The organism is Candidatus Nucleicultrix amoebiphila FS5, from assembly GCF_002117145.1.
Lineage (GTDB): Bacteria > Pseudomonadota > Alphaproteobacteria > Caedimonadales > Nucleicultricaceae > Nucleicultrix > Nucleicultrix amoebiphila.
Genome location: NZ_CP008743.1, coordinates 1540771 through 1558530, shown reverse-complemented (window position 1 = coordinate 1558530; position 17760 = coordinate 1540771). Strand labels below are relative to the sequence as shown.

Genomic DNA, 17760 nt, shown 5'->3' with positions numbered 1-17760 from the left:
TCTAAGCCTTTTTCTCTAGCAACTGTTCAGCCTCTGAAATCGCTTTTGAAAGATACGTGAATTCATCCAGATATCCTGAAATTTCATTAAACTGGTGCTGTGAAAATTTAATTTTAATCTTTTGCTTTAGATCACTTGCGTTACTCTTCATTTCCTCTAACATTCCTCGAAGTTCTTCTGTCGAGATCATACTTTCTAAAGTTTCACGACGTTCCATGGCTTGTATTAAAAGCTCAGGGTTTAATTTAGAATCACAAGAAACTCCATGAATTTCTAATATAGCGCGTGCGCGCTCAATTGGATTTTTCAAAATCTGATATGCAGCATTGGCAAAGGATGAATGCTCACTTGCATAGTATTTTTCTAAAGGATGAGCTCCCCCATAACGATCAGGATGAACAATGGCTTGCAAATCTAAAAAGTTTTTTTCAAATTCTTGTTCCACAAGATCAAAACTAATGGGTACACCAAGATAAGAAAAAGCATTTTCTCTCTTAAGAGGCTGTAAGACTCCACAGACACTACATTTAATAGCCTGGGGTGATTCTTTAAGACAAGACCAGCATTGAATTTTGGTCGTCATACGTGGAATGACTCCCCACAACCACAACGACCTTTCTCATTTGGATTTTTAAATGTAAACCCGGATTGTAGCTTTTCTTCCACATAATCCATCTCTGTCCCAATAATGAATAAAACAGCTTTTGGATCAATGAGGATACGAACTCCTTTGTCTTCGACGACTTCATCGTGAGGTTCAATAGCATCCGCATATTCAAGAGTATAAGCATTACCTGAACACCCTCTTGTTTTAACACCAATGCGCACGCCAACAGAAGGTTTACCTCTTTGAGAAAGAAGCTTTTTAACACGCTCTGCAGCTGATTCAGTGATCTTAAGTATGGCAGGTTGTTCACGCATCAATCACCTTTAACGAACGCTTGTTTTCTTAGCTTTATAATCGGCAATAGCAGCTTTGATTGCATCCTCAGCAAGTACTGAACAGTGAATCTTTACAGGAGGCAAAGCTAAATGCTCAGCGATCTCAGAATTTTTAATCGTTGTTGCTTCTTCAATTGTTTTACCTTTGAGCCATTCTGTCACAAGAGAACTCGAAGCAATTGCTGATCCGCAACCAAAAGTTTTAAAGCGAGCCTCTTCAATCACACCATTATCGTTCACTTTGATTTGTAATTTCATTACGTCACCGCAAGCAGGTGCTCCTACCAGACCCGTGCCTATATTTTGTGCATTTTTATCAAAGGATCCAACATTTCGTGGATTCTCATAGTGATCAATGAGGTCTTTGCTGTAAGCCATTGTTTTATCCTTTTCTATAGCTCTAGTGGGCAGCCCACGTTAGCGATTTAAAATCAACTCCCTCCTGGGCCATTTCCCAGAGAGGGCTCATTTCACGTAAACGTTGTACAGCATGAACTATTTGTTCAACAGCTGAATCAACTTCCTGTTCAGTGGTGTAACGTCCGAAACCAATACGCAAAGATGTATGGGCCAATTCTTCATCCACTCCTAAAGCACGTAGAACATAGGATGGTTCAAGAGAAGCAGAAGTACAAGCTGAGCCCGAAGAAACGGCCAACCCCTTAATTCCCATCATCAATCCTTCGCCTTCGACATAAGCAAAAGAGAGGTTTAAATTACCAGGGATCCTTTGCTCCGCATCACCGTTTAAATATACATGAGGTAAAGCAGTCATAATTTTTTTATAAAAACGATCGGACAGTACTTTAATTCGTTTTGATTCTTCATTCATCTCAGCCTGCGCAATGGCACAAGCTGCACCAATGCCTACACATAACGCTGGAGCTAAAGTCCCTGAGCGCAACCCTCGCTCTTGTCCGCCTCCTGTAATTAGTGGAATCAAGCGCACCCGAGGTTTTCGACGCACATAAAGAGCACCGATGCCCTTTGGCCCATAAATCTTGCCGCTTGAAATACTCAAAAGATCTATATTCATTTCCTCAACATCTATAGGGATTTTCCCAATCGCTTGCGCTGCATCCGTATGAAAAAATATTCCTTTTGACCGACAAAGCGCGCCTATTTCCTTAAGAGGTTGAATGACACCTATCTCGTTATTCACAGCCATAATGGAGACCATAAGCGTACGGTCATTGATGGCCTCCGACAACTGAGAAAGATCGATTAGTCCACTTGAATTCACTGGCAAATACGTTAATTCAAAGCCCTCATTTTCAAGGTGCCTGCATGTATCAAGAACACATTTATGTTCAGTCACACAAGTAATGATATGCGTTTTCTTATCCTTATAAAATCGAGCGACACCTTTTAAGGCAAGATTATTGGATTCTGTTGCACCAGAAGTAAAAATAATTTCTCGAGGATCCGCATTAATAATTGATGCAACTTGCTCTCGTGCTTTTTCCACAGCTTCTTCGGCTTTCCATCCATAGGCATGATTGCGAGAATGGGGATTACCAAAATAATCTTTGAAATAGGGCATCAACTGTTCAACAACACGGGGATCACAGGGCGTTGTAGATTGATAATCTAGATAAATGACATTCTCTAAGCTCATTACTTTTTTAACCTTTTTTTCTGATAAATCTGATGCCAAAGTTCAACAAAATCTTTTATATCGCTTTTGTTCACATTTGGACTAAAACTTAAACGCACAGCTTCTTCCGCTTGATCAGCAGGAATACCCATTGACAACAAAGTATGAGAAGCTTTGGATTTACCTGATGAACATGCAGAACCTGGGCTAACGGCAAAACCCTCTAAATCAAAAGCCATCATTTGTAAATCACGTTTAACACCAGGCATTCTTATAAAACTGGTATTCTGAAGCCTTGGTTTTTTTTCTCCAAAAACAATTCCTTCGTCAGCAATTTCTTTAATTTGCTCTTCCATCCAATTGCGCAATTCTTCAACTCTTTGCCAATCCTCTTTTAAAACTTCTTTTAAAGCCGTTGCAAAACCAACAATACCTGGCATATTTTGTGTTCCAGAACGACGGTTTTTCTCTTGCCCAGCTCCTCTTATAAAAGGAGGAAGCTCTATTTTTTCCTTCATGATCAATGCCCCTACACCAAGAGGACCGCCAATTTTATGTGATGAAATTACCATGCTATCCACATTGACGCTTTTAAACGAAACTGGGATTCGTCCTAAAGCTTGAACTGCATCTGTATGCACAAGAGCACCATATTTTTTTGCAAGAACTACAACTTCATTAATTGGCTGTATAACGCCAGTCTCATTGTTAGCAGTCATGACAGCAATCAAAGTGGGGGTTGATCCAGAAGAAATCATCTTCTCAAGCATAGCCAGATCGATTACCCCCTCATTCGTTACTGGGATAAACTCTGGATTAAGGGCTGCCAATCGGCATGAAGCATGTTCTATTGCACTCACAAGTATTCTATACCCCTGAGATTCAAAGCCTTGGAGAACCATATTATTGGCTTCACTAGCCCCACTTGTAAAAACAATATTCTGCGGTTGCGCTTCAAGACTGCCAGCGATTTCCGCACGCGCTTCTTCAATCAAATAATTCACACGTCTACCAAACCTATGAATTGCGGATGCACTACCAAATTCATTAAACGCCATAGTTATTCTATCGATAACCACCTCATAAAGCGGAGCATTGGCGTTATAGTCAAAATATCTACGCATTGGAAACATCATAAAGGTCCCTTTCATGTGGCGAAAGACGTGCACCATTTGACATAATACGCTTTAAACAAACGTCTTCTAAAGAAATGGACCTTAGGTAATACATAATGTGATGCTCCAAACCTTCCCATAAATTATGGGTTAAACAACGTCCATGTCCCCCATGACAAGAGCGAGTTGAAGCAGGTCTACACGCGGTTGTTTGGAGAAGTTCATCAACAGCTAAAATAATATCTGCCACGCGAATTTCATCAGCTTTTAAATTCAGTGTATAGCCGCCTCGCTGCCCCCGAACACTCACTACCAACTCCGCCTTACGAAGTTTTGCAAAAAGTTGCTCCAAATATTGAATAGGTAGATTCTGTCGCAGGGCAATATCCGAAAGCGCTACGGGTCCTTTATCAGAATGAGTCGCAAGATCCACCATTGCTGTTACAGCATAGCGTCCTTTTGTACCAAGTTTCATGATTCTTTTAATATCCTATACACAGACACAATCATAATAACCTTACAATAACTTGAGTATTTTAGTCAAGATTCAATGCTGATAAAAACTGTGAATATTTATTCAACACTTGACGCTTGGGGGTATTTTGATATTAATCACCCTAAACTAAACCCTTATAAGGAGTAAAGATGCCTGAAGTAATTATTAACGGCTCTGAAGGTCGTGTTGAGGGCTATTACTACCACGGTAAAGATCCAAGCGCACCTATTGCAATAGTACTGCACCCTCATCCTGAATATGGAGGGACAATGAATAACAAAGTTACTTATGCGCTTTATCGCACTTTTGTCTCACGAGGGTTTAACACCATGCGCTTTAATTTTAGAGGCGTGGGAAAATCTGAAGGTAAATTTAGTCATGGTGAAGGTGAATTGAGCGATGCTGCGTCCGTTCTAGACTGGATGCAGACTTATAACCCCAATGCCCGAGCTTGTTGGGTTGGGGGGTTCTCTTTTGGAGCATGGGTTGGAATGCAACTATTAATGCGCCGTCCAGAACTTGATGGTTTTATTTCTGTATCACCCCCAGCAAATATGTATGACTTTAGTTTTCTAGCTCCTTGTCCAGTTTCTGGTCTTATTGTACAAGGCGATAAGGACGCAATTGTTTCGAAAGAATCTGTGCACGAACTCGCTAAGAAGCTTTCCTTACAACGCAATATAGTTGTGGAAGAACGTCTTGTACAAGATGCAGACCATTTTTATACTAACAAGCTAGAACTAATGGTTCAACACGTTGAAGATTATTTGGATGAGTCTTTAGGTCTCAAGAAAAGCAAGCAAGAAATAGAAAAAGCTTAAGTTGTTTTTATTAACTCGCTAAAGCTTTTTTTTTGAGTGCGCTTTCTAACCAATGAATATCATACTGCCCAGCTTTTATAGCTGTTGAATTAACCAACAGTTGATGCAGAGGGATAGTGGTTTTAACACCGCCAATTACGTACTCTCTCAATGCACGATTCAAACGCATCAAACACGTTTCACGATCATTACCAAGAACAATTAATTTAGCCACTAAACTATCATAGTGGGGGGGAATAGTATAACCACTATAAAGAGCGCTATCTACACGCACACGTAGACCTCCAGGAGCATGATAGTCTGTTATTTTTCCAGGTGAGGGCGTAAATGTTTCTGGATCTTCAGCATTGATACGACATTCAATGGCATGCCCCCTAAAAACGATCTCTTCCTGAGTAAAACCAAGCTTCTCTCCTTGAGCTACTCTTATTTGCTCACGAACAAGATCAATGCCTGTGATCATTTCAGTGATAGGATGTTCAACTTGTAAGCGGGTATTCATCTCTATAAAATAAAATTCTCCGTTTTCATAAAGAAATTCAAACGTGCCAACACCTCGATACCCAAGAGTTTTTACTGCATCTACCACCAAGCCGCCTAGCTTCATGCGTGTTTCATGGTCAATAGCCGGAGATGGCGCTTCTTCCCATACTTTTTGATGGCTGCGTTGAATTGAGCAATCGCGCTCACCTAGATGAACAACGTTACCGTGATGATCGGCCAGAACTTGCACTTCGATATGACGTGGTTGAGCGAGATATTTTTCGATAAAAACCATGTCATTACCAAAACAGGCCTTGGCTTCATTTTGAGCTAGACTTAAGCACTCACTCAGTTGCTCTTTAACATGAACCACTTTCATACCTTTGCCGCCACCACCACCAGCAGCCTTAATAAGGACTGGATAACCAATTTCCTCAGCCCATCTTTCTGCGTCTTTAAGATTGCTAATAGGTTGATCTGTTCCGGGCACTACCGGAATTCCCAGATTCTTAACAGCATTTTTAGCCTGAATCTTATCGCCCATTAGCGCTATATGTTCAGGACTTGGACCAATAAAATGGAATCCATGTTCTTCAACCATGGCTGCAAATTCAGCATTTTCCGATAAAAACCCAATACCAGGATGAATAGCATCAGCACCAGATATGGTCGCCGCTGAGATAATAGCGTGCATATTGAGATAACTTTCTCGAGAAGGAGCTGGACCTATGCAAACACTTTCATCGGCAAGACGTACATGCATAGCATTGTGATCGGCAAGGGAATGCACTGCCACCGTATGTATGCCCATTTCATGGCTTGCCCTTAAAATCCGAAGGGCAATTTCACCACGATTAGCGATCAAGATCTTTTTAAACATATGTTCCTTCAATATTTGGATAGGGTTATGTTAGTCAATTACCATGAGAACTTGACCATACTCGACAGGCTCAGCATCTCTACATAGAATTTGCGACACAACACCATCTTTATGTGCGCGAATTTGGTTCATAACCTTCATAGCTTCAATAATGAGTACTGTCTGATCTTTTTTTACTGCACTTCCCACCTCCACAAAGGTGTTTGCGCTAGGTGTTGGAGAACGATAAACAGTGCCAACCATCGGTGACTTAATAGATCCAGGATTAGACGCCAAATCCATAACTGGGGCTGGTGCTACAGCTTGAGCTGATTCTGTTAATGCAGGTGCTGAAGCGTGCATAGTAGCAGGAGGAAAAGCAACAGATGTTACAGGAGCATAAGTTTGTTGGCGTGCCACACGAATGCGACAACCTTCAACTTCATACTCGATTTCAGTTAAATCTGTTTCCTTTAGAATTTCTGCCAACTGACGAACTATTGTCTCTTTAAGAGAAGGAGGCTTGGACATTTTTACTCCGTGTTCCATAACATCTGAAAACTTAAACTGTGATCATAATTGATTCAGGCATTAGAATAAAGTCCGATTCAAAAACAATGGGGAAGTATCAGATTTAAAAAGAAAAATCAATCAAAATTGCCAATAGTACTTCTTTTAAAGGGTTTCAGTTTCAGTTTGATTTCGTATTACAAATCATTACCCTCTTCTTTCCACTGCTTCCAAAAGTCGATTTGACGGTGTCAATTTATAGTGCTAGATGATCTTCATGACGAAGATGAAAGCTTTTATAGAGATGATCTTCCTCAAATCAGTTAACTTTATTGGAAGAAAAACAAATATGACGAAGATCAATAATATTTTTAAAAGTCTAGTGTTAACTATAGCCCTAGTTAGTTATGGTCATTGTGTTAATGCATATGCAAAGGAAGATTTTAAGAAATATATTCCTCAAGAATATCGTCATTATGTTCCCGATACAGATGGCTTTAAGAGCGAAGAATTTGATTTTGACGAGGATTTCGATTTTAGTGACAATGAAGACTTAGAGAAAAAGGAGAAAAACAATCCCCGTTCCTCTCAAGTTGATTATGGGCCTCGTTCTTATTCGCATAGAAGTTTTGATGATTTAAAGATCTATGGTCCTGCAACACTTGAAAATATAATAGTAAAAAGCAACATATCAGTTTACGGGCCTTTGAGTGGACACAAGATCCAAACAAAATCTTTAAATGTTCAAGGGCCTTTAAAAATAGTCGATTTAAAAGCGGACACTGTTGAAGTAAATGGCCCTGTAAGTCTCACAAAAGCACTAGTTACCAGTGACATTATTATCAATGGTCCTCTGAACGCAAAAAACTCAGAGTTTAAGGGAACGATCGATATTGCAACAAATAAAATGAGACTTATAGATTCTATAGGCGAGACAATCTTAATACGAAAAAATTCTAAGCTTCATCAAAAAACTCAGGTTGTTTTTCTTGAAGGAAAAACTGTGATTCATAAGAATATATCATTCGAACAAGGCAAGGGCGTTGTTGTGCTTGGAAAGCATGTCGTCCTTAAAGGAAAAGTCATTGGAGGTAAGATCAAAACTCAGATTGATCGATAAGCCATATCTGCAATTAACTTTCAATCTTGAGAGGTCACACTATTCTTAGTTTTCGAAAAAAATGAGACTATAATTTTTCTATCTTATATTTTTATAGGCCTGAAGTGCACGTTGTCGTGCCTTCCCATGATCGATAATTGGATAAGGATAGGTTTTTCCTAAAACCACTTCCCCTTTTTCTAACTCTTCAGTAGGCGCTAACCAAGGTTTATGAATATATTGTTTTGAGAGTTGCCGCAGCTCAGGCACAAAACGTCTAACATAGTCGCCTTCTGGATCAAATTTTTCTCCTTGAAGAACAGGGTTAAAGATCCTGAAGTAAGGAGCAGCATCAGCACCACACCCGGCCACCCATTGCCATCCAGATGCATTATTCGCTAAATCCGCATCTAGTAAGGTATTCCAAAACCATTTTTCCCCTTGTTGCCATGGAAGCAGCAAGTGCTTGGTGAGAAATGATGCGACAATCATACGAATACGATTATGCATCCATCCTGTTGTCCACAACTCTCGCATACCAGCATCAACTATTGGATAACCAGTACGTCCTTTCTGCCAATCTCTTAAATTAGCGTCATTATTTTCCCAAGAAAAATCATTAAAGGTTATTTGAAAATTACGCTCAGGTAACTCTGGAAAATGATAAAGAAGAGAATAACAAAACTCTCTCCATCCCAACTCACTTAAATAAACTTCATCTCCTGTTTCCTTCTTAAACTCTTTGGAAAATTTTAATTGTTCGACAATTTGCCTAACGCTGATTTCACCAAAATGTATATGAGGAGAAAGCCTGGAAGTTCCATTGATAGCCGGATAGTCTCGCTTCAGCGTATACTCGTGAACCCTATGGTCCAGAAACTCTTTTAGCAATTTTTCAGCATTCATTTCTCCTGGTTGCCATACTTCATAAAAATTCAAAGACCAATCAGGATTCTGAGGTAAAAGCTTAAAATCAGATAAATTTTCGTTTAATACAGAAGCATTATATAAATTTAACTTTTTGGGCTTAGACAACGTTTTTTGCACATCAAGTTTTGATAAACATTCCTTCCAAAAAGGTGTGTATACCTTAAAAGCTGTTCCTTGCTTATTAAGAACCTCCCAAGGTTCGAACAAAAGGTTTCCTTTAAAACCCTTCACTCTAACACCTAGAGATTGCAGGTTTTCCTTTATATAATTATCACGGTGTAGTGCATAGGGTTCATAACAACGGTTCCAATAGACTTCTTTTGCTCTTACTGTCTTTACAAGTTCCCCCAAGATTTCCTGAGGATTGCCACGCTTCAAAAAAAGCTGCCCGCCAAGTTTTAGAAATGTTTCATTCAATTGACTTAAACTATGATGGAGCCACCATTTTTGTGCATTACCTAACGGCCAAGGATTATTTGTATCTTCTTCAAGGATATAGAGAGGTAAAATAGGAGCGCCATCTTCAACTGCTGCTGTCAGGGCCGGATTATCCGTTAACCGTAAATCTTTCCGAAACCAAAGAATAATTGGGGTCATTCTTTAATTGGCTCTTCCTCATGGATACGATGAAATTTATGGGGTCTGTCAATATATTCCTGTAGATAAGGAGAATCATCGGGCACAAGAAAAGCATCAAAATAAAGTCCGTTTCTAAAAGTTCCGAACGCCCTTTGTTTCTCCGCTCTCACGCGATCGACTTGTTCTTTAGAAATCGCACATTTTTCCATAAAGCATTCCAACACATCAACCAAATCTCCGAGTTCTGCAATAATATCATCCTTAGATTGCGCTTCGGTCACTTCAATCGCTTCCTCTAGAATTTTCTGACGAAAAGCCATGAGTAGCTCTTCTCCTTCAATCTTTCGTACAATGGCAGCAATACCTTTTTTTTCTAAAGTCTCTTCTATTCTATCTCGTCCTAATTTTCTCAGCTGAAATTTGATCAATATCAATTCCTATCCTTTAAAATTAAGCTTTTCTTCACTGGTTATTCCCCACAAAAATGAAGATTCAACCCATCCTTCATAACCATCAGTCTTAATCAGACACCACCCCTGACGACATTTCTTAAGAGTCCCAATGACACCTTCCAAAACTTTTGCAATCGGTGTGGCCAAAGTGTCTGCTTTTGAACGCAGAAAAACATCAGGCTGTAAAAAAACGACCATTCGCACTTTTGACAACGTACTTTGATGGACCCATCCCTCAGTCCCTTCATAGTCCCTCACTTTACGCCAGAAACCAAACTCACTTATCACCTCGACAGGCAAACGGCTACGTTGATAAATCCATTCCACGGGATATTCACTTCCTGGACCTACTCTTAAATTCACTTCATCAGATCTTAAAGAAGCGTAATAACTACAAAATTCTTTTTTAAGCTCTTTCGTCATTTCTTTAATTGAGGATTCTGACGCATTTTTAGGTGCATGGGCCAGAACACTCCCCATAAAAAAAACGCTTAGAATAAAAAGAGCCCAAGTGATTTTCATGCTCCAACGACCTTTAACCCTGTGGACCCAAATCCGCCGCCACGTCCTTCAAAGTCATGAGCACCAATTTCAACCCACGTAATTTTTTCAAAACGCGCAATCACTAATTGAGCAATTCGCATACCTCGTTCAATTGTAAAAGGCTCTTGACCCAAATTGATCAAAATCGCTTTCACTTCTCCACGATAGTCAGCATCAATAGTTCCTGGTGTATTTAAAACGGTAAGACCATGTTTTAAAGCCAATCCAGATCTTGGACGAATCTGAGCTTCAAACCCGCATGGCAAAGCAATACTGATACCCGTTGGCACCAAGACCCTGTCACCTGGATTTAAAATGATATCTTCTGGAATAGCCGCTGCTAAATCCAACCCTGCACTATCTTCTGTTCCATAGCTAGGCAAGGGTAGATCTTCCCCATGATCAAGTTTTATAATTTCAACAGGCAAAGTATTCTTTGTCATTTAAAAAACCTCTTTAACGATTTCAGTATGAATTTGTAACACATAATAGTCTCAGATCCTAGACTTGGGCAGTCTATTATTCAGGACGAGCCTCCAGAACCACCACAGCATGAGCCACAGTTTGACTATCAGAGAGACTCAAAAAGATAGCCAACTGATGTCCAGAAGGAACTTTATTTTCAGCTAAACTTAGTGCTTGACCCGTTAAAGTTATATAAGGCGCTCCTTGAGGATCGTTGGTCACCATAATTTCGTGCCATGAAACACCCTGAGAAAAACCTGAGCCTAGCGCTTTGAGGAACGCCTCCTTTGCCGCAAAACGTTTTGCTAAACTCGCCGCTCCATTAATGGAATCTAGAGCGCGACGCCTTTCGTCGGGTGTAAAAACTTTTTCTAAGAATCTTTCCCCAAAACGCTCTTGTAGTTTTGCTATACGTTCAATCTCAACAATATCGCTACCAATACCCAGAATCATTTATAAAATCCTCAAATGCAAACAACTTTATCTCTCATCATGCCATAAAAAAAGCCGCCCCTAAAGGACGGCTTTTTTTCAAACCTAAAGTGGTATTAAAATTATGCCCCGCCTAGGGAATTGTTTACAGCTTGTAAAGTCATATCAACCAGTGGATTACTAGATGTCTCTGATACTGCACTACCTCCTGATTGAATAAGAGAAACACCTGTATCAACAACCTTTTCAAGGACATCACCAACGAAAGTATCAGTTGGGGGAAGTTGATCAGCTGTAATATGACAAACTGAACCGACCCAGCTCAAAACAGTCTCAGGCAAGTAATTCTGCAAACTTGATAAAGAAAGATTATGAGAAATCCATCCAGCTCCAGCACACATTGTCTCTGGCGCTAAGAAATAAGCCAGGGCAATTCCTCCAACGCCAATGACTACCATTCCCTTTTTGGTCCTCCAAAAAGACACAGCTCTTGGATCGGGAAGGTCACGCTCAGTAGGACGCAGCCCTGACTGATTAACAGTACCTTTTTTGCCAATCAACGGAACCCACGCAGGGACGCTTGGAATATAGCCTTTCCCAGCTTCTACAAAATCCCAAAATCCTTTTGATAATCTTGAAGGTTGAGCCACGCCAGTTCCACTCTTTGAAGAGGAGCCTACGCTCTCTTTACTTTCTTCTTGCAACTCTGATGCTACTACACCTCCTTGGAAGGTGAAAATCGCGAGCAGCACTAAAGCTATGCGCCAAAATTTCGTCATTTATTGTCTCCCTGTTAATAAAATTAATATAATTATTTTATAGACTTACAGGACATGCTTATCTTTTTCTAGATTAAACGTCAAGATAACATTAGCAGTCATAGTAAAATTCAATTATTACTTAAACATTACATCAACAAACTAAAGAGTCTGCCTTATCTTCACCATTTCGTTGACATTAGATGAAGAAAGTCCTATACAGCTGATTATCAATATTTTCGTTTTTTAAGGAGCACGTTCGTGAAGAGAACATATCAACCTAAAAACTTGATCCGTAAGCGTCGGCATGGGTTTTTATCTCGCATGCAAACACCCGGCGGTCGTCGTGTTATTGCTAATCGTCGCGCAAAGGGTAGAGCACGCCTTAGTGCTTAGCGTTTGGTCAAGGTTTTGACGATTACATCTCAAAAAGATTTCGAAGCACTCCGTCAGAAAGGACTACGGTGGGTGACCGAAGCTTTTACCATTCGTTATATCGATCGCCCTGGGTCTGATGTGCGTTTTGGGCTGTCAGCAGGAAAGAAAATGGGAACAGCTGTCATTCGCAATCGAGCGCGTCGTCGCTTAAGAGAAGCTTTTCGTCTCCATGCTGAAACTAAGCCAATGCATTCAGGCGATTATCTTTTAAGTGCGCGTCCTCAAGCTGTCACTAAGGATTTTCAACATATTCAAAGAGATTTGGAATGGGCACTCTCCCATTTAGAACGGCTTGCACGCGAACGTAAGGAACAAAGTCATGCTTAAATTGCTTAGCATGCCTCTCATCTTTATATTAAAAGGACTAATACAGGGGTATCGTTTGTTTATCTCTCCTCTTCTTGGTCATAATTGTCGCTTTGCACCAACGTGCTCAAGTTATGCTCTTGAGGCCTTCGAAATTCATGGGCTCATAAAAGGGTCTTTTTTGAGCCTAAAGCGCATCAGTCAATGTCATCCTTGGGGTAAAAGTGGTTTTGACCCCGTTCCACAATCAACTCACTTCAAAAAATAGGATCCACCATGGACCAGAAAAATAACCTTAACTTATTATTTGTACTTATTCTTACGACGATCTTTTTTATCGGTTGGAACTATTTTTATGAACGTCCTCGGGATAAAAAGCTGCAAGAAACCAGCGTTCAACAAACGACCAGCACTCAAAATGCGAATGCTCCTATGACCAATGGTCCAACAACACAGCCAGTTCTCTCTGGCCCAGTGTCTGTAGATCAGGCCATTAAAAGTGACCCTCGCATTACAATTGAGACTCCTAAATTAAAGGGATCTATTAACCTTACCGGGGCTCGTTTTGATAATCTATCTCTTGAAGAATATAGAGAAAATGGTACTTCTAACAGTCCAACGATTGCTTTGCTCAATCCACAAAATACGCAAAATCCTTATTTTGCTGAATTTGGTTGGGTAAGCGATCAGCAAGGTCAAAAATTGCCTGATATGTCCACTCTTTGGCAAGCAGATCAAAAGATTTTAAAAATCAATCAGCCCGTGACTTTACATTGGAATAATGGACAGGGCCTTATTTTTGAACGTGTTATCAAAGTCGATGACCAATACCTGTTCACGATTACAGATCGTGTGACCAACAAAACGAATAATTCTCTTAATTTAAGTTCTTATGGAATTATCAATCGATTTGGTACCCCCAAAACATCAGGCTTTATGATCCTTCACGAAGGACCGCTTGGATACTTAAATGATAAACTCATTGAAATTGATTATAAAGATCTGCAGAAAAAACCTTTGGACTCTTATCAGAGTGAAGGGGGTTGGATGGGAATTACAGATAAATACTGGTTAACTGCACTGATTCCAGATCAAAAAATGCAAGCCCGTGTTAATTATAAAAACACTCCTGTCACTCAAGACCCTTCAGGTGCTTCAGATCATTATAGTGTGGATTATTTAAGCCCCGCTCAGGTTGTCAAAACAGGAGAAAGCATTGAAGCTACTACCCACTTATTTGCCGGTGCTAAAGTCCTCGAAGTTTTAGATCAGTACGAAGTAACTTTGGGCATTAAGCATTTTGATAAAGCCGTTGATTTTGGTCGGCTTTACTTCCTAACTAAGCCTATTTTCTATGCACTCACATTTTTTAACGGCTGGTTGGGTAACTTAGGACTAGCCATTATCTTTTTAACTATTTTGATTCGTATTGCCCTTTTTCCATTAGCCAATAAGTCTTTTCGTTCCATGGCACGTATGAAGAAAGTTCAACCACAACTCACACGCATTCGTGAACTTTATGAAAATGACAAAGTACGCATGAATCAAGAAATGATGGCTCTTTATAAAAAAGAAAAGGTTAATCCTCTGGCTGGCTGCTTACCCATGTTGGTGCAGATCCCGGTGTTTTTCTCTATTTATAAAGTGCTGTATATTTCAATCGAAATGCGTCACGCTCCTTTTTATGGGTGGATTCATGACCTATCTGCTCCAGACCCCACAAGTTTATTTAACTTGTTCGGATTGATTTCTTGGGCTCCCCCTAGCTATCTAATGATTGGTGTGTGGCCTTTGCTCATGGGAGGAACTATGTTTCTTCAGCAAAAGCTGAGTCCTCCTCCTGCAGATCCAGCTCAAGCGAAAATTTTTATGCTTATGCCTTTTATGTTCACTGTAATGTTGGCTCAATTTCCAGCAGGCTTGGTCATTTATTGGACTTGGACCAACCTTTTAAGTATCATTCAACAGTGGTCCTTAATGAAGCTAGATGAGCGTAAATCGAAAAATAAATGACAAAAAAATCAAAACCTTCTGATCTGACTTCAGAAAGCCATCGGTCTTATGCCCGATGGCTTTTTGCCGAAGACTGTACTTTTATGTTGAGCGTTGCCTATCTAGAACAGCTGCCACCTCCAGACATGCCTGAAATTGCTTTTGCCGGCCGTTCAAATGTTGGCAAGTCTTCTCTTTTAAACGCTGTCTTAAATCGTAAAGACGTCGCTCGTACATCAAATACTCCAGGACGCACTCAGTTTTTAAATTTTTTCGCTCTTGGTGAAACCCTACGCCTTGTGGATGTACCTGGATATGGTTATGCAGAAGCACCAAAAGACTTGGTCAAAGCTTGGACTAAACTCCTTAAGATTTATCTTTTAGGGAGGCCCAATTTAAAGCGTGTTTATTTGCTCATTGATAGTCGCCATGGTCTCAAAAAAAATGATATAGAGATGATGACATTGCTGGATGATGCTGCAGTTTCCTATCAGATTATCCTTACAAAAACCGATAAACTTTCTGAAAAAGAGCTGGAAATTGTTCACAAAAAAACTCTGAAATCTATTGAAGAACATACAGCTGCTTATCCAGGTGTCATAGCAACGAGCGCTGAAAAACACCGGGGAATAGATGAACTGCGAGAGGCGATTTCGTTATTACTTTTGAATCGTGATTTTGATGAAGCAACTCTTTAAAAGGATTTTACTGTGAAAAAACATATTATTTTATTCGTCCTAAGCTTGGTAATATCGCCGTCAGTTCTTAAAGCTTCTGACAGTAGTGAGGAAGAAAAAACTTATAAAATCAAAGAAATCCTAGATTTGGAAGCTTTTCCTTCTTATCAGTCTTTTGTCTCTCCAGCTCATTATAAAGGTTTTAATTCAAGAGGCCAATCTATTGATCTTAAAAGTCCACGTTTAACAATTACTTACGTTGATGAGGATGGTCAAATTATTGATAAAGGTAAGAATAACAAGCTTTTCCCATCTTCAGAAAGCGCAACAGAGACTTTTAGAACACTAGAAACGTCCGTTAAACATGTTTGCTTAGGTTTGACTATGCATGGTTGCGGTATTCAACCTGGAATAGCTCCAGTAACCAAAAGAGTGTCTTATATAACAAAACCTTTTGTTTTTAGCCTACCTGAGCCAAAGAAAATTAGTAATGTGATGATCGTTCTTCATCAAAATCAACAAGATGATTCTTTACCCCCTGTATATCATGTTGATGTCAGCTTATTTACTTTTGATAGAGGATTTATTTTTCCAACAAGATTTTGGAATTTCTGCTCTCCATCTGAAGCAACTTTAATAACATCCACTACAGGAATAGATCAAGCTTGGGAATCTTATTTCCAAGGTCCTGTAGTGCCTCTACAACCTCTTATCTCTCTTAGTGCCGTTGATTTTCCGGCTATTCTTGAACAAATTAGTAACGTGCATATTCCGTCCCATATTCAAATAGCAGAAATCGTTGATGAAGATGATATGAAATATAGTTTTGCGTCTTCAATCCCTTTTGGCTTAACAGAAAAATCACAAGTAAGAAGTACAGCCCCTATCATCCTTCATCCCACACCTATGAACTTGAAAAAAATAGAGTTTAATGTGCGCGTTGAGGGAGTATTAAAGAGTGAACGTCACGATTATAGCTATATAAACTCTAACACAAACGGTAATCTTTTAGTTTTTGACTTCCCTTCTCAACAAACACTGACAGGATTCAACGTCCTACAAGCTATTCTTCCCCAACAAGATAGCGAAGATGTGCTAACAACCCATTTTAGACTTTTATCAATTGAAGGAGAAGCATTAGGCACAGAATCCATTGATTTTAAAATAAAAAATGGGCAAAAAGCAGTAACGCAAGATAAAGATATTTTTAAAGATTAAGGTCTGTTTTTTTGCCTATGCCCCTTTGGACTTGCCTTTTAGCCCAAAATAATTATAGAAAAACTCTAAGGAGTATTAAGAGATGACTATTGTAGTTGCAGCCCTTTATAAATTTTTTCCTTTTTCCGATTACAAGGAGTGGCGTCAACGTCTTAAAGAGTTATGCCTTCCCTATGACATTCGAGGCACATTACTTTTAGCTCCAGAAGGCATTAATGGCACTGTCGCTGGACCACGCGATGGAATAGATGCTCTTTTAAGATTTTTGAAGAGTGATGTTCGCATGAAAGATTTAGAACATAAAGAGTCTTATACAGAGAGATCACCTTTCTATCGTCTAAAAGTTCGTCTGAAAAAAGAGATCGTTACTTTAGGAGTGAAAGGACTAGATCCAGCAAATGTCACTGGTAAGTTTCTTGATCCCCACGAATGGAATGAATTACTTCAAGATCCAGATGTTCAAGTAATCGACACGCGCAATCTTTATGAAGTGGCGATCGGTACTTTTAAGAGAGCTCTCGATCCCAAGACGAACTCTTTTAGAGATTTTCCCAAATATATCAAAGAGCACTTTAAAAATAAAAAGCAGCGTATTGCTATGTTTTGCACAGGTGGTATTCGTTGTGAAAAGGCTTCTAGCTATATGTTGGCTGAAGGATTTGATGAAGTCTATCAATTGAAAGGTGGTATCTTAAAGTACCTTGAAACTATACCTACGGAAAAGAGCCTTTGGGAAGGCGAATGTTTTGTTTTTGACAACAGAGTAGCTGTCAAAGAAGGGGTCACTGAAGGTGATTATAACCTTTGTTTTGGGTGTCGCTACCCTCTTTCTGATGCTGATAAAATTTCTGCTCATTATGAAGAAGGCGTACATTGCCCTCAATGTTTTGATAAAAAGTCCCCAGAAAAAGTAAAAAGACTGCGTGAACGTCAACGTCAAATAAAAATTGCTAAGAATCGTCATCAAGATCATATAGGACAAAGGTTTAAAGGCGCACATCACTCACATCATCACTCTCATTAAAGGCAAACGTCAATGAGCCATTCT

General features: G+C 39.6%; 23 protein-coding genes. 9 read left to right on the top strand and 14 right to left on the bottom strand.

Annotated features, from left to right (window positions below; all coding sequences use genetic code 11):
• Position 1 precedes the first annotated feature (1 nt).
• From hscB to GQ61_RS07690, 6 genes are read right to left on the bottom strand one after another with little or no spacing between them, the layout of a single operon-like run.
• The gene (gene hscB, locus GQ61_RS07715) at positions 2-583 is read right to left on the bottom strand and encodes a Fe-S protein assembly co-chaperone HscB (protein WP_085784774.1); all 582 of its coding nucleotides are present in this window, start codon (positions 581-583) and stop codon (positions 2-4) included.
• Positions 580-921: a HesB/IscA family protein gene (locus GQ61_RS07710; RefSeq protein WP_085784773.1), complete on the bottom strand. Its 342-nt coding sequence runs from the start codon at positions 919-921 to the stop codon at positions 580-582. The genes hscB and GQ61_RS07710 overlap by 4 nt, the downstream gene beginning before the upstream one ends.
• A gap of 9 nt (positions 922-930) precedes the next feature.
• Positions 931-1320 (bottom strand): Fe-S cluster assembly scaffold IscU, encoded by a 390-nt coding sequence (iscU, locus tag GQ61_RS07705; protein ID WP_085784772.1) that lies wholly within the window; start codon positions 1318-1320, stop codon positions 931-933.
• A gap of 22 nt (positions 1321-1342) precedes the next feature.
• Entirely contained in the window at positions 1343-2560 is a 1218-nt protein-coding gene (locus tag GQ61_RS07700) for an IscS subfamily cysteine desulfurase (RefSeq protein WP_085785089.1), read from the bottom strand.
• Complete coding sequence (locus GQ61_RS07695; protein WP_198157320.1) at positions 2560-3663, bottom strand: cysteine desulfurase family protein; 1104 nt, start codon at positions 3661-3663, stop codon at positions 2560-2562. The genes GQ61_RS07700 and GQ61_RS07695 overlap by 1 nt, the downstream gene beginning before the upstream one ends.
• The gene (locus GQ61_RS07690; protein WP_085785088.1) at positions 3656-4129 is read right to left on the bottom strand and encodes an Rrf2 family transcriptional regulator; all 474 of its coding nucleotides are present in this window, start codon (positions 4127-4129) and stop codon (positions 3656-3658) included. Before GQ61_RS07690 ends, GQ61_RS07695 begins: the two co-directional genes overlap by 8 nt.
• 170 nt (positions 4130-4299) lie before the next feature.
• On the opposite strand from GQ61_RS07690, the gene GQ61_RS07685 reads away from it, so the two are divergent.
• Positions 4300-4971 (top strand): alpha/beta hydrolase, encoded by a 672-nt coding sequence (locus tag GQ61_RS07685; RefSeq protein ID WP_085784770.1) that lies wholly within the window; start codon positions 4300-4302, stop codon positions 4969-4971.
• 10 nt (positions 4972-4981) lie between these two features.
• Here GQ61_RS07685 and accC read toward each other — a convergent pair whose 3' ends face one another.
• On the bottom strand, positions 4982-6334 hold the full coding sequence (gene accC, locus GQ61_RS07680; RefSeq protein ID WP_085784769.1) for an acetyl-CoA carboxylase biotin carboxylase subunit: 1353 nt from the start codon (positions 6332-6334) through the stop codon (positions 4982-4984).
• A 30-nt stretch (positions 6335-6364) separates the two neighbouring features.
• Positions 6365-6844, bottom strand: coding sequence for an acetyl-CoA carboxylase biotin carboxyl carrier protein (gene accB, locus GQ61_RS07675; RefSeq protein ID WP_198157319.1), 480 nt, complete (start codon positions 6842-6844; stop codon positions 6365-6367).
• Positions 6845-7100: 256 nt separating this feature from the next.
• Between accB and GQ61_RS07670 the strand changes: the two genes are divergently transcribed.
• On the top strand, positions 7101-7943 hold the full coding sequence (locus GQ61_RS07670; RefSeq protein WP_085784767.1) for a hypothetical protein: 843 nt from the start codon (positions 7101-7103) through the stop codon (positions 7941-7943).
• Positions 7944-8021: 78 nt separating this feature from the next.
• Here the strand turns inward: GQ61_RS07670 and GQ61_RS07665 are convergent, their stop codons facing one another.
• The 6 genes from GQ61_RS07665 to GQ61_RS07640 all read right to left on the bottom strand — a co-directional run bounded on the left by GQ61_RS07665 (position 8022) and on the right by GQ61_RS07640 (position 12102).
• Positions 8022-9449 (bottom strand): cryptochrome/photolyase family protein, encoded by a 1428-nt coding sequence (locus tag GQ61_RS07665; RefSeq protein ID WP_085784766.1) that lies wholly within the window; start codon positions 9447-9449, stop codon positions 8022-8024.
• Complete coding sequence (locus GQ61_RS07660) at positions 9446-9859, bottom strand: nucleoside triphosphate pyrophosphohydrolase (RefSeq protein WP_085784765.1); 414 nt, start codon at positions 9857-9859, stop codon at positions 9446-9448. The genes GQ61_RS07665 and GQ61_RS07660 overlap by 4 nt, the downstream gene beginning before the upstream one ends.
• Before the next feature lie 9 nt (positions 9860-9868).
• Positions 9869-10405, bottom strand: coding sequence for an SH3 domain-containing protein (locus GQ61_RS07655; protein WP_085784764.1), 537 nt, complete (start codon positions 10403-10405; stop codon positions 9869-9871).
• Positions 10402-10869, bottom strand: coding sequence for a dUTP diphosphatase (dut, locus tag GQ61_RS07650; protein ID WP_085784763.1), 468 nt, complete (start codon positions 10867-10869; stop codon positions 10402-10404). The genes GQ61_RS07655 and dut overlap by 4 nt, the downstream gene beginning before the upstream one ends.
• Before the next feature lie 76 nt (positions 10870-10945).
• The gene (gene acpS, locus GQ61_RS07645; RefSeq protein WP_085784762.1) at positions 10946-11344 is read right to left on the bottom strand and encodes a holo-ACP synthase; all 399 of its coding nucleotides are present in this window, start codon (positions 11342-11344) and stop codon (positions 10946-10948) included.
• Positions 11345-11445: 101 nt separating this feature from the next.
• A complete protein-coding gene (locus GQ61_RS07640; RefSeq protein WP_085784761.1) occupies positions 11446-12102 on the bottom strand; it encodes a hypothetical protein in 657 nt (218 codons plus the stop codon).
• A gap of 240 nt (positions 12103-12342) precedes the next feature.
• Between GQ61_RS07640 and rpmH the strand changes: the two genes are divergently transcribed.
• From rpmH to trhO, 7 genes are all read left to right on the top strand, one after another.
• Positions 12343-12477 (top strand): 50S ribosomal protein L34, encoded by a 135-nt coding sequence (gene rpmH / locus GQ61_RS07635; RefSeq protein ID WP_085784760.1) that lies wholly within the window; start codon positions 12343-12345, stop codon positions 12475-12477.
• A 15-nt stretch (positions 12478-12492) separates the two neighbouring features.
• Positions 12493-12846, top strand: coding sequence for a ribonuclease P protein component (gene rnpA / locus GQ61_RS07630; protein ID WP_198157318.1), 354 nt, complete (start codon positions 12493-12495; stop codon positions 12844-12846).
• Positions 12839-13093 carry a membrane protein insertion efficiency factor YidD gene (yidD, locus tag GQ61_RS07625; RefSeq protein ID WP_320408929.1) on the top strand — a complete coding sequence of 85 codons (255 nt, stop codon included), beginning with the start codon at positions 12839-12841 and terminating at the stop codon, positions 13091-13093. Before rnpA ends, yidD begins: the two co-directional genes overlap by 8 nt.
• Positions 13094-13101: 8 nt before the next feature.
• A complete protein-coding gene (gene yidC, locus GQ61_RS07620; RefSeq protein ID WP_085784758.1) occupies positions 13102-14838 on the top strand; it encodes a membrane protein insertase YidC in 1737 nt (578 codons plus the stop codon).
• Complete coding sequence (yihA, locus tag GQ61_RS07615) at positions 14835-15515, top strand: ribosome biogenesis GTP-binding protein YihA/YsxC (RefSeq protein ID WP_085784757.1); 681 nt, start codon at positions 14835-14837, stop codon at positions 15513-15515. The genes yidC and yihA overlap by 4 nt, the downstream gene beginning before the upstream one ends.
• Positions 15516-15527: 12 nt before the next feature.
• Positions 15528-16712: a hypothetical protein gene (locus GQ61_RS07610; protein WP_085784756.1), complete on the top strand. Its 1185-nt coding sequence runs from the start codon at positions 15528-15530 to the stop codon at positions 16710-16712.
• A gap of 82 nt (positions 16713-16794) precedes the next feature.
• Positions 16795-17736, top strand: coding sequence for an oxygen-dependent tRNA uridine(34) hydroxylase TrhO (gene trhO / locus GQ61_RS07605; RefSeq protein WP_085784755.1), 942 nt, complete (start codon positions 16795-16797; stop codon positions 17734-17736).
• Positions 17737-17760: the final 24 nt, after the last annotated feature.

What these genes read in the sequence shown, in the direction of transcription:
- hscB (WP_085784774.1), bottom strand. Translation starts at nt 583, where the DNA reads ATGACGACCAAAATTCAATGCTGGTCTTGTCTTAAAGAATCACCCCAG.
- GQ61_RS07710 (WP_085784773.1), bottom strand. Translation starts at nt 921, where the DNA reads ATGCGTGAACAACCTGCCATACTTAAGATCACTGAATCAGCTGCAGAG.
- iscU (WP_085784772.1), bottom strand. Translation starts at nt 1,320, where the DNA reads ATGGCTTACAGCAAAGACCTCATTGATCACTATGAGAATCCACGAAAT.
- GQ61_RS07700 (WP_085785089.1), bottom strand. Translation starts at nt 2,560, where the DNA reads ATGAGCTTAGAGAATGTCATTTATCTAGATTATCAATCTACAACGCCC.
- GQ61_RS07695 (WP_198157320.1), bottom strand. Translation starts at nt 3,663, where the DNA reads ATGCGTAGATATTTTGACTATAACGCCAATGCTCCGCTTTATGAGGTG.
- GQ61_RS07690 (WP_085785088.1), bottom strand. Translation starts at nt 4,129, where the DNA reads ATGAAACTTGGTACAAAAGGACGCTATGCTGTAACAGCAATGGTGGAT.
- GQ61_RS07685 (WP_085784770.1), top strand. Translation starts at nt 4,300, where the DNA reads ATGCCTGAAGTAATTATTAACGGCTCTGAAGGTCGTGTTGAGGGCTAT.
- accC (WP_085784769.1), bottom strand. Translation starts at nt 6,334, where the DNA reads ATGTTTAAAAAGATCTTGATCGCTAATCGTGGTGAAATTGCCCTTCGG.
- accB (WP_198157319.1), bottom strand. Translation starts at nt 6,844, where the DNA reads ATGTCCAAGCCTCCTTCTCTTAAAGAGACAATAGTTCGTCAGTTGGCA.
- GQ61_RS07670 (WP_085784767.1), top strand. Translation starts at nt 7,101, where the DNA reads ATGACGAAGATGAAAGCTTTTATAGAGATGATCTTCCTCAAATCAGTT.
- GQ61_RS07665 (WP_085784766.1), bottom strand. Translation starts at nt 9,449, where the DNA reads ATGACCCCAATTATTCTTTGGTTTCGGAAAGATTTACGGTTAACGGAT.
- GQ61_RS07655 (WP_085784764.1), bottom strand. Translation starts at nt 10,405, where the DNA reads ATGAAAATCACTTGGGCTCTTTTTATTCTAAGCGTTTTTTTTATGGGG.
- dut (WP_085784763.1), bottom strand. Translation starts at nt 10,869, where the DNA reads ATGACAAAGAATACTTTGCCTGTTGAAATTATAAAACTTGATCATGGG.
- acpS (WP_085784762.1), bottom strand. Translation starts at nt 11,344, where the DNA reads ATGATTCTGGGTATTGGTAGCGATATTGTTGAGATTGAACGTATAGCA.
- GQ61_RS07640 (WP_085784761.1), bottom strand. Translation starts at nt 12,102, where the DNA reads ATGACGAAATTTTGGCGCATAGCTTTAGTGCTGCTCGCGATTTTCACC.
- yidD (WP_320408929.1), top strand. Translation starts at nt 12,839, where the DNA reads ATGCTTAAATTGCTTAGCATGCCTCTCATCTTTATATTAAAAGGACTA.
- yidC (WP_085784758.1), top strand. Translation starts at nt 13,102, where the DNA reads ATGGACCAGAAAAATAACCTTAACTTATTATTTGTACTTATTCTTACG.
- yihA (WP_085784757.1), top strand. Translation starts at nt 14,835, where the DNA reads ATGACAAAAAAATCAAAACCTTCTGATCTGACTTCAGAAAGCCATCGG.
- trhO (WP_085784755.1), top strand. Translation starts at nt 16,795, where the DNA reads ATGACTATTGTAGTTGCAGCCCTTTATAAATTTTTTCCTTTTTCCGAT.